The sequence below is a fragment of the Streptomyces sp. NPDC004266 genome (assembly GCF_042874095.1).
Lineage (GTDB): Bacteria > Actinomycetota > Actinomycetes > Streptomycetales > Streptomycetaceae > Streptomyces.
Window position 1 is genome coordinate 199,732 of the sequence record NZ_JBIAMM010000008.1, and the last position, 13,533, is coordinate 213,264.

The window sequence follows — 13,533 nt, forward strand, 5'->3', positions numbered from 1 at the left end:
CTCGCCAGATCGACCAGCGGTGGTGCCCGGGCGGTTCACCCGTCTCGGAAGGGTTCGCTCGGCTCGCGGACCGCTCCAGACGGCGAGCAGCCGCTCGTGCTCGTCAGCGGCCTGCGCGAATCCCGCCTGGAAGGAAGGGGCCCATGCCGCGAGGCCGCTCGGGTCGGTGCCGAAGGCACGGACCGAGGTCTCGTCCGGAGCAACGGTGAGCAAGGTCTGCTCGCCCGGGACGACCTGCGCCTGTCGGTGCGGCTCCCGCGGGAACTGACGGGCCGGCGGTTCGACGACGAGGAGCGTGCGGGCGCCCCGGGCCAGGTCCGCGTTGCTCCCCCGCGCAGTGCGCCGTCCATGTGGTGCCGGTCACCGACCGCGATCGGTGGCGCCGTGCCGGGGAAAGCACTGCTCGCGGCGACCGCGTGGGCCAGCGGCAAGCCGCTGTCGCGGTCCCAGACCACGGGGCCGCCGCTCACCGCGTCCACGGCCGTCATCAGAAGACGACGTTCCGGCCAGGCGTCGCTGCCGATCAGCTCGCGACGAACGGCGAGCAGCGCCTGCTGCGCGTGCGGGTCGGCCGTGTCCATCGCGATCCGTCCCAGTGGATACCGACCTCGGCGTGCACGATCCGCCCGGCCTCGCCTTCGAGCCGGAAGAGCTCGGCGGCGCCGAACGCGCCCGATGCCGGTCGCGTACCGCCGCCCGGACCGCCTCCGTACCTGCCGGTCCACCTGCCGGTCCCGGCGTCCGGCGCGCGAGACCGTGGGGGCGGCCCACCACCACCCCCTGTGAGGAGATCCCGTGCTCGAAGGCTTCGGCGAGGCGCTCGCGGACCGGGAGTACTACCTGCCGCCGGCCGGCGTGGCCGACCCCGGGCCGCGCTTCGCTCCTGGCGAGGTGCCGCCGGGCCTGCGCGGTTCCGCCCAGGGCATCTGGACGGTCTGGGGCGGTCCGCGGTCCGGGCTCGCCGAGCAGGGCTGGAAGATCCACGTGTCGGCACGCCTCGACCGGGCGCAGCACGTGCTCGACACGGTCGCCGGGATCTGCTTCTCCGAAGGCGTGCCGTTCAAGCACCTGAGCGCGCGGCTCTTCTTCCTGTTCCTCCATCACAAGCACGCCGTACGCGCCCAGGCGGGCAAGTTCTGCGCCGTCTACCCGCCGGACACGGCGACCGCCCGCCGACTCCTCGAACGTCTGCGCGACGCGCTCGACGGGGAGGAGGGGCCGTACGTCCTCACCGACCGGCGCTTCCGCGACTCGCGCACGGTCCACTACCGCTACGGCTCCTTCGACGGCGCCCGCAGCCGGCTCCGGGCCGACGGCACCCGGGAGGGGCTGATCCGCGACGGCTCCGGCCGTGAGGTCGTGGACTCGCGGCTGCCCGCCTTCCACCTGCCCGCGGGGATCACGGACCCCTTCGTCGAGCAGGAGGAGCAGCCGCACGCGGGCCCGATCCTGGTCCGCGACTACGAGGTGACCCGCGCGGTGCGCCTGAGCAACGCCGGCGGCGCCTACCAGGCCCGCGACCGGCGGACCGGCCGCACCGTCTTCCTCAAGGAGGCCCGCGCCCACAACGGTCTGGTCTTCGACGGGACCGACGCGCGGCAGCGGCTGCGGCACGAGTACGACGTGCTGCGCGAGCTGCACGCGGCGGCCCCCGGGGTGGGACCGGAGCCGCTGGACCACTTCACGGAGTGGGAGCACGACTTCCTCGTCACCGAGCACGTCGCGGGGCAGCCGCTGGTGGGCTGGCTGAGCCGGTCCTCCCCGCTGGCCCGAGCCGACCGCACGGCCGAGTCCGTCGCCGCGTACTACGGGGCGTGCCGGCGGCTGCTGGCCGCGCTGGACGCCTCGCTCGAGCGGCTGCACGCCGCCGGCTTCCGGTTCGGTGACCTCAGCCTGGGCAATGTCCTGGTGACGCCGTCGGGCGGGGTCCGTCTCGTGGACTTCGAGGCGGCCTCGGCGCTGTCCGCCGCCCCGTCCGGGATGGGCACCCCGGGGTTCACGCCGCCGCCCGGCCTGCGCCGGGCCGACACCGATCCGCTGCTGCAGGACCGGTACGGCACGTCGGCGGTCGCGCTCGCCTTCGTGGCGCCCTTCAACGAGATCGCGGAGCACGCGCCCGCCAACCTCGCACTGCTGCGCCGCGACCTGGCGGACGTGGCCCCGCCGCAGGACCTGTGGCAGCGGGCGACCGCCTTCCATCTGACGGGCGATCGGGCGCGGGACCAGGACGGTCCCGGCCGCCCGCCCTCCCCCGCCGAGCTGGACGCCGATCCGCGCGGCTGCCTCACCCGGCTGGCCGAGGAGGTGGCCGCGGGTCTCCTGGAGACGGCTGACGCCGACCGGCCGGAGTGGGCCTTCCCGCCCTCGCCCGAGGCGTTCCGCACCAACAACGTGTGCCTGGCCTACGGCACGGCCGGGGTGGTGCACGCCCTGCACCGCGCCGGGGCCACGGTGCCGGAGGAGATCCGCGAACGGCTGCGCCGCGACACGCTGGCGCTGCGCGACGCGCTGCCCCCCGGACTGCTCGTCGGCTCGGCCGGCGTCGCCCGGGTGCTGGCCGGCCTCGGCCGGCTGGACGAGGCCGTCGACCTGCTCCGGGACGCCGACGGCCACCCTCTCACCGCCTCCTGCGCCACGCTGGCCGGCGGACGGGCCGGGGTCGGCCTCGGCTGGCTCGCGCTGCACCGGCTGACCGGGGAGAGCAGCCACCTGGAGAGGGCCGCCGCGGCGGGGGAAGGCCTGCTGCGCACCCCCGACCTGCCGGCCGCCCTCGGCGAGCACGACGCCCGCGGCCTGCTGCACGGCCGCTCGGGGCTCGCCCTCTTCCTCCACCGCCTGGCCCGCGACACCGGCGAGGACCGCTTCCTGGAGGCGGGCCGCCTGCTGCTCCACCAGGAGCTGGACCGGACCTTTCCACTGGACGACGGCGCCCTGTCCCTCTCGGACGACGCGCGGCTCACCCGTGCCATGCCGTACCTGGCCACGGGCGCGGCCGGTCTCGCGGCGGTGGTCACCCGTTACGCGGCCACCGCGCCGGACGAGCGCTGTGCCGCGGCACTGCCGCGGCTGGTCTCCGGCATCCGGGTCTCCTGCGCCACGAAGGAGGCGGGCCTCTACCGGGGACTGGCCGGACTGGCCTGGTTCCTGACCGGGCACGCCGAGCTCACCGGCACGGACGCCGCCCGCGGGGACGCCGTGCGCGCCGCGACCGGCCTGCTGAAGTACGCCGTCCCGTACCGGCGCGGTGTCCGCTTCCTCGGAGCGGGCTCGCAGCGGTTCACCGCCGACCTGTCCAGTGGCGGGGCCGGTGTCCTGCTGGTCCTGCACCGCCTGCTCGCCGGCCCGCTCCTGACGGAGCCCCACCACGCCCGTCCCCGGCTCCCGGTGGCCGCCTGACGTCACCGGACGGGCCTCCCCCGAACCCCCGGGCACGACGGCGAACACCTCCGTGCCCGGGTACGCAGTGACCGACCGATACGACCCCGACAGGAAAGAGGAGATCATCCATGAGCCAGATCCTCGCGCTCCAGACCCTGGACACCGAGCAGGAGGCCGACGCCTTCGCCCCCTGCTTCAGCGTCGCCTGGAGCATCAGCGACATCTTCCCCGACCCGATGTAAGGAGCCGGCACCCGCACGGGCCGGGACCGGTGCCCTGCCACCGGTCCCGGCGCCTCCCGCCGTTGACAGCCGTCGGGCCCGGTCGGTCTAATGCGGACGCGTAGCCATCGGGCCCGTCCGGTCCGGTCACGAGGGAGGGGCGCAGTCGTGGGCGTGCACACCGGCGTGCCGGATGACGCACCGGCCGGGATCGCTGAGCTGTACGAGCGGGACCGCACCTGTCGGACCCTGGGCATCGCCCTGGAGGAGGTCGCGCCGGGCCGGGCGTTGATGCGCATGCGGGTGGGCGAGGACATGGTGAACGGCCATGGCATGGCCCACGGAGGGTTTCTCTTCCTCTTCGCCGACGCGGCGTTCGCCTACGCCTGCAACGGCTACGGGCCGGTCACCGTGGCGCAGTCCGCGCAGGTCACCTTCCTGCTGCCGGCCGCGGTGGACGACGAACTGCTCGCCGAGGCCGTGGAGCGGACGCGCTCGGGACGCAGCGGGATCTACGACGTGACGGTCCGCCGGACGGACGGGACGGTCGTGGCGGAGTTCCGCGGACAGAGCGTGATGCTCGCCGGCAGGGCGCAGCCACAGCGCGGGTGACGACCGCGCGGGTGCCGGGCGGACGTCCGGCACCCGCGCGCCTCGTGTGCGACTGTCGAGCGCCCGTCCGGTCAGTCGGCCGGGCGCTCGTCCACCACCTGCCTGAGCTTGCCCGTCCGCGGGTTGGTGGCCAGCTCGGAACGCGGCACCCACTCGATGCCCAGTTCGTGGATGGCGCCGTCCGCGACCTCCGCGGGGAAGAGCGGCCGGGCCGCGTAGACCGCCTCGACGAGCCGGGCGCCCAGGTCCGCCGGGGGCTCTTCCACGTACCCCAGGCGCAGGATCAGACCGTCCCGTCCGTCCCAGCGGCGCTGCACCATCTGCATGCCGGCGATGTACCGGTCCGGGTCCGCCTCCACGAGCACCGCGCGGACGTCCTCGATCGGCATCGAGACCGTGCCCACCCGTCCGCCCTCCATGGACCGGCCGAGGAGACGGAACCGCCGGCACTGCGGGTCGACCCACTCGCCGCGGTCGCCGGTCGGGAACCTGATGACCGGCATGAGGGTGCGGAACAGGTTGGTGACCATGACGCGGCCCGGCACCCCCGGTGTGGTGATCGGCTCGGCGGTGACGTCGTCGACGAGTTCCACCACCGTCCGGTGCGGGAACGCCTCGTGCACCCGTACGTCCTCCCCGGGGACCGGCCGCCCGACGAGTCCCGCGTCGATGGAGGCGTAACCGACCGAGGCGACGGCCGCCTTGGGGAAGGCCCGCAGCAGGATGGGACGCAGGTCGGTGAAGAGCAGGTCGCCGCCGAAGAGCAGCAGTTCCACCGAGTCGGCGGTCCGGCCCCTGCGGACGAGGCACTCCGCCACGGCGGCCAGCTTCATCGGGACGCCGGCGAGGACGTTCACGCCGAAGTCGTCGATGAGGTCGGCGACGAATTCGTTGGGGGCCCCGGCTCCGACGGGCAGGCGGACGTTCTCCACGGGGGCCGCGTGCAGGGCGTGTTCGATGTAGAGCATCCCTCCGTACAGTTCGCCGGCCCAGAAGAGGTTGGCCACCCGGTGCCCCGGCTTCAGTCCGGCCTCCACGATGCCGGCGCCGAACGCGGTGACCGAGTCGGCGTGCTCCGACCGCGACCAGACGGACAGCTTGGGCACGCCGGTGGTGCCGCCGGTCCGGTAGACCCCGGCGTCGGTCAGCGGGCCGGTCAGCACCCTGTTGTCCGGCCAGGTGTTGGCCGCCCAGAACTCCGCGTGGTCGATGACGGGGAGCTGGGTGAGGTGCGAGACCGTCCGCGGCACGTCCCGGTACGCCTCCGCGTAGAAGGGCGAGTGGGTGCGGACGAAGTCGACCAGTTCTTGAAGGGATTTGGCGGGCACTACCTCTCCTGCTCTGTGTCGTCGGATTCCCGCCCGCGCCCGATCCACGTGCGTGCGAGTTCCCGCACGACGGAGCCGTCACGGTCGGTCAGCTTGTTCTCCAGGTAGGCGGCCGCCCAGGGGTTGGTGGGAACGCGGAAGGCCGGTCGCCCGGCCCGCAGCGTCCGCACCACGACCTCCGCCACCTCGGACGCGTCCTGCCCGGCGCCCTCCCAGCCGTGGTGGACGACCCAGTCGATGTAGTCGGCGAAGGTCGGGCCGTAGGGACCGGAGGCGGCCTCGATGGTCTTGCGGTTGACGTCGGGGAAGATCCCGAAGGAGGTGCCCCTGACGAAACCGGGGACCACGACGGACACCTTCACCCCGTGCGCCTCCGCCACCGGGGCCAGGCTCTCCATGAACCCCTCGACGGCGAACTTGGCCGCGCAGTAGGCCTCGTTGAAGGGCTGCCCGACGACTCCGTGGACGCTGCCGATGGTGACGAGACGCCCCCGGGCGGCCCGGAGCAGCGGCATCGCGGCCCGGCTCACCTCGACCACGCCGAAGAAGTTCACCTCCAGGTTGGCCCGCAGCGCTTCCGTGGTGGACATCTCCAGGGTCGGGTCGAAGTTGGAGATGCCAGCGTTGTTGACCACGGCGTCCAGTCGTCCGTACGTCTGGTGCACGCCGTCGACGCAGCGGGCGACGGAGTCGGGGTCGGTGACGTCCAGTCCGCGGATGTCCAGGGAGACGCCGGCCCGGTCCGCCGCCTCCCGCAGCGCCCCGGCACGGCCGGGCTCGCGCAGGGTGGCGACCGTGGTGAAGCCGGCCCGTGCCGCGGCGACCGCCGTGGCCAGTCCGATGCCCGAGGACGTTCCGGTGATCAGCACGACCCGGGGTTCCCGCCCCGCCGCGGTCATGAGGTGCCCTCGGCCAGAGCCGGTTCGGCGTTCCCGCCGTCCGCCTCCGGTGTCCGTCGTCCTTCGGCCGCGTCCAGCAGGCGCTGGATCCGCAGCGCCGGCAGGAAGGAGCAGGCCGCGAGCAGCGTCCCCCCGGCCATGGTGACCCGGGCCGCGTCCAGGATGCCGAGCGGGCCGGTGAGCAGGCTGACCGCCAGGCCTCCTGCCAGGGCGGCGAGAGGGATCACACCCCAGGTCGCGGTACGGAAGGCCGCGTGCATCACCCCTTGGTTCCGGGCGGACATCCGGGACTGCCGGATGGGCGCGCTGCTCACGTTGATGAAGGACATGAAGAAGCCGTAGCAGCCCATGGTCACGGCGATCACGGCGCCGGCCGGGAGGGCGGGCGCGGCGAGCACGCCGAGGCCCACCAGACAGTGCAGGAGCAGCGCCCAGGCCAGCATCCGCCCCGTCCCCAGCCGTTCGCCGGCCTTCGGCGCCAGGGCCGCGCCGGCCAGGGCGCCCACCGCCGCCACGGACATGGCGGCGCCGAAGACGCCGACGGAGACGCCGAGTCCCTGGTAGGCGAGGATCGGGAGCACGGTGACGAAGACGGGACCGCCGCAGTTGAGCGTCACGGCCGCCACCACCACCCGGCGCAGCACCGGGTCGGCCCAGTTCAGCCGGAAGCCCGCCGTCAGCCGCTCCCACACCGATCCCTCGGCGGTGGTCCGCTCGCCCCAGGGCCGCATGGAGCGGATGCACAGGGCGGAGATCAGGTAGCTGGCGGCGTCGACGAGCAGGGCGGCGACGCCCAGGGCGCTGTAGAGGCCGGCGGCCAGGGACGGGCCGGAGACCTCGGAGACCGAGCGGCTGCCTTCCAGCCGGGAGTAGGCGCGGACCAGGTGGTCCTTCGGCACCACGGCGGGGACGGCGACCAGGTAGCCGACGGTGAAGAAGATCGTGGCGCCGCTGATCACCGCCACGCAGGCGAACAGCAGGGGGGTGGAGAGCCAGCCCTGCCAGTACGCCAGGGGAATGACGGCCACCGCCGCCAGCCGGGCGAGGTCGCAGACGAGCAGGGTGCGGCGGTTGTCCCACCGGTCCACCAGGACTCCGGCCAGCGGACCGAGGAGGGGGATGCCCAGGTACTGCGCCATGGCCACGATGCCCACCTGGAACGCGGAGGCGTCCAGGGCGAAGATCATCACGGTCGGCACCACGAAGACGGTGATGCGGTCACCGACGGTGCTCACCGACTGGCCGATCCAGAAACGGTTGAACTCGGAGCCCAGGGACACCGGCCGCGAGAGCTTCACCGCTCCTCCAGCACCACGAGGCCGGAGGTCTTGCCGGTCCGGTCGTTGCTGATCAGCTCCGTGACGGGGCGCACGCGGAAGTTCTCCGGGTCGTGCTGGAAGGCGGTGCTCAGGGTGAAGGTCTCCGTCAGGAGTTCCTTGCGCAGGTGCTCGACGTCCACGGTCGCACCCGGGGCGGTGAGCAGCAGCACCTCCACGGATCCGGCACGCCCGCCGGTCTCGGAGATCACCACCTGGGCGCGCGAGACGCCCGCCTCCCGCTCCACGCGCGCGATCACCTCGTCGACGTGCAGGCCCAGGCCCCGGACCTGGACCACGCTGTCGCGGCGGCCGAGCACCCGCATGGCCGATCCGGGCCGGCCGCACGGGCACGTCACCAGGCGTCCCGCGTCCCCGGTGCGGTAGCGCAGCACCGGGTTGAGCACCTCCGGGTCGAGGGCGGTGAAGTCCAGGAGCTGGTCCTCGCCCACATGGACCAGTTGGTGGGGCAGGACGTGGAACGTGTCCGCGGGGCAGTCGGGCGTGTTGGTCCCGACCACCCAGGTCTCGGTGCTGCCGAACATGCCCCAGCGCCGGGCCGCCGGTGCGACCGCGGCCATGTCCTCCTCCAGCTGCGGCTGCCACGCCTCGCCGAGCCAGAGCACCTTGCGCAGGTCCGGCAGTTCCAGACCGGCGGCCCGGGCGCGGGCGAACCAGAGCCTCAGCACGCTCGGGGTGCCGCCGATCGCCGTCACCCCGCGTGCCGCGAAGAAGGCCAGCCACTCGGCGTACTCGTCCGTGGTGACCGAGCCCAGCGCGATCACCTGGCAGCGGGAGAGGTCGGCCAGGGCGGCGACCAGGAAGTGCGCGCCCCACATGCGGCCGGCGCCCCAGGCGTTGACGAAGACGTCCTCGCGGTCCAGCGGCTGCCAGTGGGCGTGCACCCCGGACATGTAGAAGCCGGTGGGCGCGTGGCCCAGTTTGGGCGCGCCGGTGCTGCCACCGCTCTGGAAGAGCCAGGTGGCGCCGTGCTCGGCGCGCGGTTGCAGGTGCGCGAGGGCGACGTTGAGGTCGTCCTTGAGCAGCGGCGGGAGCGCGGCGACGTCGTCGAGGGTGCGGATGTCCTCGGAGCCGCGGTAGCGCGGGGCCAGTTCCGGCACCTGCCGCAGGCGTTCCAGTGTCCTGCGGGCGACCGGCAGCCGCGACTCGGCCGCCTCCGGGGTGAGCGAGAACATCGTGGTCAACTCGTTTCCTTCGGTGGGGTGAACGGGGACGCGCCGCCGTCGGCGTCGGCGAGGTGCCTGGCGTGGGCGTCCCGGTAGGCGGCGAAGCGGGCCCGGGTGATGTCCCGTTGGACCGTCCCGTCCGGATCTCCGGGGACGCGGGGTATGACGCCGTCGGGCTCCAGCTCGGAGAACCAGAACCGCTGTCCGTCGTGGAGGAAGTCCAGGCAGAAGAACGGGATGCGCAGCCGCTCGGCGAAATAGGCGGTGGCCTTGGCCAGTTCCTCGGGGACCGGGGTGAACTCCATGGTGCCGCCGTGGCTCATGTTGGCGACTGCCGAGCCGGCTTGCGGGGTCCGCTTCAGGACCGTGTGGGGCACGCCGTCGATCACGTACACCCGGTGGTCGACCGTGCCGTCGCCGAGGTACGGCTGGACCACGAGCGTGGTGTCGCCGCCCTGCGCGAGGCTGGCCAGGCCCCGGATGTCCTCCCTGCCGCGCGCCAGGTTGACGCCCCCGCCGCCGCACCAGCCCGCCGGTTTGACGATGGCCGGATACGTCATGTTCGCCAGGGCCACCTCGTACAGGTGCCGGCTCACGTCCCGTCCCGTGCCGATGCGGACGGTGGGGATCGGGGGGACCGGGGATCCGCCGAGGTGGAGGAGGGTGGCGAGCTTGTCGTTGCCGATCAGCGAGGTCTCGGGAGGGAACGGCAGGTAGAAGCCGGCCTGTTGCAGCACCGTGCACAGGGCGTACTGGTTGAAGACGTCCATCTGCTGGTACGGCAGCGAGTAGAGCGCGGTGATGAAGAGCGTGTCCCGGGGCGTGACGGGCTCGCCTTCCACGTAGACCCGGGGGCGCCCGGGGTCCGTGCAGTCCACCGTCACCGCGTCGGGGGAATGCCGGGTCCAGCTCATGCCCAGGTCCTCGGCGGCCTCGGCGTACAGGTCCCAGAACACGGCGTGCCACGTCTCCGCCGTCCGGGTCGACTCCCGGTCGGGGAAGATCCAGCACATCCGGCGCAGCGGGCCGGCGGCGGGACGGTCCGGGGAGGGGTTCACGGGGTGGCCTCCGGTGCGGTGGGTCGGGGGTGGGGGGTGCCGGTCCGTCCGTCCTGGGCGGGGGCTCGTGCGGCCCACCAGCGACGGCCGGACTCGGGAAGGGTGTCCAGCGGGTCGTAGTAGGGGTGGCGCCGGGCCAGCGCGTCGTCCGGGTCCGCGTCGGGCGACTGCCGGACCTCGAGCCCGGTGCGGTAGTTCTTCGTCCAGTACGAGATGCCGCGTTCGCGGTCGTAGGCGACGGCCTGGTGCACCCAGCGCTTGCCGACGTGCGGTACGTCGCACACGATCCGCGGGGTGGCGTAGCCGGGGAGGTATCCCATGATCGCCTCCTGGAGCCCCTGGGCCTGGTGGAGGGAGGTCCGCCAGTGCTCGGCGTGGGGTATCACGTCGCAGAGGTAGAAGTAGTACGGGAGGATGCCCGCTTCGCCCTGGAGCGTGAAGCAGAGGTCGAGCAGGTCCTCGGGGGTGGCGTTGACCCCGCGCATCAGCACCCCCTGGTTGCGGACGTCCCGGACGCCCGCGTCGAGGAGGGCCCGGGCGGCCTCGGCGACCAGGGGGGTGACGGACTGCGCGTGGTTGGCGTGGGTGTGCACCGCGAGGTTGACCGCCCGTCGGGCGGCGACCGAGGCGACCCGTCCCACGCCTTCGACGACCTCGGGCTTGAGCCAGTGCTGGGGCAGGCCGACCACGGCCTTGCTGGCCAGGCGAATGTCACGGACCGATCCCAGGTCGAGGAGCCGCATGAGGAAGGCCTCCAGCTGGGGCCAGGGCACGTTGGCGACGTCTCCGCCGGACACCACCACGTCGCGCACGCTGGGGGTCCGTTTGAGGTAGTCCAGCATCTGCTCCTGCCGGTCCCGCGGGCGGAGCGCGAGCCTGGCCTTGGTGACCTGGGGGGTGGAGGTGCCGACGAGGTCCATCCGGGTGCAGTGCCCGCAGTACTGCGGGCAGGTGGCGACCAGCTCGGCGAGGACCTTGTTCGGATAGCGGTGGGTGAGGCCCTCCACCACCCACATGTCGGCCTCGTGCAGCGAGTCCCGCCCCGCCTTCGGGTGGCTCGGCCAGCGCGGGTGCCGGTCCGAGCGCACCGGGAGCATGTACCGGCGGATCGGGTCGGCGAGGAACGCCTCGGTGAACGCCCCCGGTTCCAGGGCGGCCCGGGGTGCCATGGTGTTGAGCATCTGCGGGGTGATCAGCATCGCCATCGTGGCGAACTCCGCCCGGTCGGCGGCGAGGTCGCCGTAGAAGTCGTCGGTGAGCAGGCCACCGACGACCTCCTTGAGCCGGCGCGGGTTCTTCACGCAGTGCGCCCTCTGCCACTGGGCGTCGCGCCACTCGTGTTCCGTGACGCGGCGCCAGCCCGGCAGCCGTCGCCAGTCCGGCTCGGTCAGCGGGGTCCGCGCGTACTGGTACGGCTGCGGGATCATGCGGGGTCCGCCTAACGGCCGGTCAGGAAGGTGGCGAAGCGGGTCCGGAGCTCTCGCTTGAGCACCTTTCCGGTGGGGCCGAGCGGGAAGTCCTCCGGCGTGCGCGCGATGCTCACCGCGGCCAGCGGCGTCAGTCCGGCGGCGGTCAGGGCCTTGTTGGCCGCCTCCTGGACCTCCTCCGCGGTGCTCGCGGCGGCTTCCGCCTGCAACCGCACGACTGCCAGGGGGAGTTGGCCTGCGCCCGTCCCGGCGGGGACGCCGATCACCGAGCAGTCCTGCACCAGCGTGGCGCAGTCGGCGAGCAGCACCTCCTCGATCGGCAGGCTGTACGCCGGACCGTCCACGGTGTCGATGACGTCCACCGTACGGTCGAGGTGGTAGAACCGCCCCTCGGCGTCACGCCTGGCCACGTCGCCGGTGAGCCAGTAGCCGTTCCGTTCGAACGTGCTGGTGAGCCTGTCGTCGTTCCAGTATCCGGGGGTGCGGGAGGGCGTGATCACACCGAGCAGCCCCACCGTGCCGTCGGGGACCTCCTCGCCGTCCTCGTCGAGCACCGCGGCCTTCTCCACCACCTCCAGGGGTCTGCCGACACAGCGGTCGTCGCGCCCGCTCTCCGGCGTGGTCATCTGCCCGAAGAGGGCCATGCCCATCTCGGACGAGCCCAGGCCGTCGATGAACTGCGAGCCGGGCAGGGGCGGCTGCTCCTCCTTCTCGCTGGGCAGCAGCCAGGGCCTGATGAGGCCGGCGGGCCGCTCGCCGAGCTGCACCAGCCGGCGGATGTGCCCGTAGTGGGCGCTGTCGCCGGTGTTGAACCAGGAGTGCACCTTCGCCGCGCCCTTGACCGGGAGTTCGCCGGTGGCCAACTCCACGAAGGTGCGGGGGAAGGAGGCGACCATGGTGGGCCGGAAGGCCTCCATCACCGGCTCGACGACCGTACGCCGCCAGTCGGACATCACCACGGTCGGCAGGCCGAGCAGGGTGGCGGTGAGGAAGTAGCTGAGTCCGCCCGCGTGGGTGTGCGGCATGAGCGACATCAGCCGGTCGTCGTTCTCGGCGGGGAAGCGCACCATGCGCGGCTGCTTGCCCTCCCAGAACTGGCGGTGCGCCAGCTTGGTGGACTTCGGCGTCCCGGTGGTCCCGGAGGAGTGGATGAGCGCGACCACGTCGTCGGCGGCGTGCCGGTACGGGTAGACCTCGGGGAGCCCGGCGGACGCGGCGTCGAACGCCTGGAGTTCGGCCGCCATGGCGATGAAGCGGGGACGGCGGTGGGGGGTCTGGCGGTAGGCGGCGGCGAGCCGCGTGGGGTCGTCCGCGACCACTCCCACGACGCCCACGTGGTTCAGGTAGCGCACCATCACCTCGTGCGGCATGGCGTCGTTGACGAGGGCGGGGACGGCTCCCAGCGCGGCGAGCGCGAGGAAGTGGAGCAGGGGCTCCAGGCCTTCGCGGACCACCACGCCGACCGGGTCGCCGGGCCGGACGCCGTTGGCCCGGTACCACGTGGCGTAGTGGTCGCGCAGGGCGGCGATGTCGAGCAGGCTGTGGCCGCGCAGTTCGACCGCGCCCCGGTGGTCGACGCGGTGGGTGTAGGCGTACGGGACCGCGCGGTTCGGGTTGACGGCGATGGCGTGGTCGAGGAAGTTGCCGGCTCCGAGCAGGGGCTCGGTCATCAGCCCTTGTCTGGCCGCGAGAGGGGCGATGGACGTGTGGTCGCTCATGAGGGTCTCCCGTTGGGCGTCGCCGGGACGGACCCTGGTGGGGCCGGGCCCGGCGACTGTTCGAAGGCTTGCTGTTCTCGGCGGAACCTGTGGTTCGGCTTGCCTTTTCGTGCGGTCGTGAGGTGCGGCGCACGGCCCGGTCGCGGGCGCGTCGTGACGCGTCGCGATCGGCTCGCGGGAAGGAGGTCGGCGGGTCGGGGCGGCGGCGACGCGACCGCCGGCAGGGGTGACCGGCGGCGGCTCGGAGCACGCGTGCGTTCGGGACCCGGGGCCCGGCGGGGTGACGGGCCCCCACGGAACGGTTGCCGGAAGGCGGTTGCCGGAAGGGCGGAGACGGACGGGCGGACGGTTCACCGGCGGCGGGGTACGGTCCGCAGCCGTACCGCGGC

General features: G+C 73.3%; 10 protein-coding genes. 2 read left to right on the forward strand and 8 right to left on the reverse strand.

What is annotated here, in order from left to right; genetic code table 11:
• Positions 1-35: 35 nt before the first annotated feature.
• Positions 36-581, reverse strand: a complete 546-nt coding sequence (locus tag ACFYUZ_RS20895) for a patatin-like phospholipase family protein (RefSeq protein WP_389311334.1) — start codon at positions 579-581, stop codon at positions 36-38.
• Positions 582-795: 214 nt separating this feature from the next.
• Between ACFYUZ_RS20895 and lanKC the strand changes: the two genes are divergently transcribed.
• Positions 796-3,396, forward strand: a complete 2,601-nt coding sequence (gene lanKC / locus ACFYUZ_RS20900) for a class III lanthionine synthetase LanKC (RefSeq protein ID WP_389311336.1) — start codon at positions 796-798, stop codon at positions 3,394-3,396.
• A 371-nt stretch (positions 3,397-3,767) separates the two neighbouring features.
• Positions 3,768-4,211 (forward strand): hydroxyphenylacetyl-CoA thioesterase PaaI, encoded by a 444-nt coding sequence (gene paaI / locus ACFYUZ_RS20905; protein ID WP_389311338.1) that lies wholly within the window; start codon positions 3,768-3,770, stop codon positions 4,209-4,211.
• A gap of 71 nt (positions 4,212-4,282) precedes the next feature.
• Here the strand turns inward: paaI and ACFYUZ_RS20910 are convergent, their stop codons facing one another.
• From ACFYUZ_RS20910 to ACFYUZ_RS20940, 7 genes are read right to left on the reverse strand one after another with little or no spacing between them, the layout of a single operon-like run.
• On the reverse strand, positions 4,283-5,539 hold the full coding sequence (locus tag ACFYUZ_RS20910) for a phenylacetate--CoA ligase family protein (protein ID WP_389311340.1): 1,257 nt from the start codon (positions 5,537-5,539) through the stop codon (positions 4,283-4,285).
• Complete coding sequence (locus ACFYUZ_RS20915) at positions 5,539-6,438, reverse strand: SDR family NAD(P)-dependent oxidoreductase (protein WP_389311342.1); 900 nt, start codon at positions 6,436-6,438, stop codon at positions 5,539-5,541. The genes ACFYUZ_RS20910 and ACFYUZ_RS20915 overlap by 1 nt, the downstream gene beginning before the upstream one ends.
• Complete coding sequence (locus ACFYUZ_RS20920) at positions 6,435-7,736, reverse strand: MFS transporter (protein WP_389311344.1); 1,302 nt, start codon at positions 7,734-7,736, stop codon at positions 6,435-6,437. The genes ACFYUZ_RS20915 and ACFYUZ_RS20920 overlap by 4 nt, the downstream gene beginning before the upstream one ends.
• Positions 7,733-8,950 carry a phenylacetate--CoA ligase family protein gene (locus ACFYUZ_RS20925; RefSeq protein ID WP_389311662.1) on the reverse strand — a complete coding sequence of 406 codons (1,218 nt, stop codon included), beginning with the start codon at positions 8,948-8,950 and terminating at the stop codon, positions 7,733-7,735. Before ACFYUZ_RS20925 ends, ACFYUZ_RS20920 begins: the two co-directional genes overlap by 4 nt.
• Before the next feature lie 5 nt (positions 8,951-8,955).
• Positions 8,956-9,999 (reverse strand): RimK family alpha-L-glutamate ligase, encoded by a 1,044-nt coding sequence (locus ACFYUZ_RS20930; protein WP_389311346.1) that lies wholly within the window; start codon positions 9,997-9,999, stop codon positions 8,956-8,958.
• Positions 9,996-11,426, reverse strand: coding sequence for a KamA family radical SAM protein (locus ACFYUZ_RS20935; RefSeq protein ID WP_389311348.1), 1,431 nt, complete (start codon positions 11,424-11,426; stop codon positions 9,996-9,998). The genes ACFYUZ_RS20930 and ACFYUZ_RS20935 overlap by 4 nt, the downstream gene beginning before the upstream one ends.
• Before the next feature lie 11 nt (positions 11,427-11,437).
• The gene (locus ACFYUZ_RS20940) at positions 11,438-13,144 is read right to left on the reverse strand and encodes a class I adenylate-forming enzyme family protein (RefSeq protein ID WP_389311350.1); all 1,707 of its coding nucleotides are present in this window, start codon (positions 13,142-13,144) and stop codon (positions 11,438-11,440) included.
• Between the last annotated feature and the right edge of the window lie 389 nt (positions 13,145-13,533).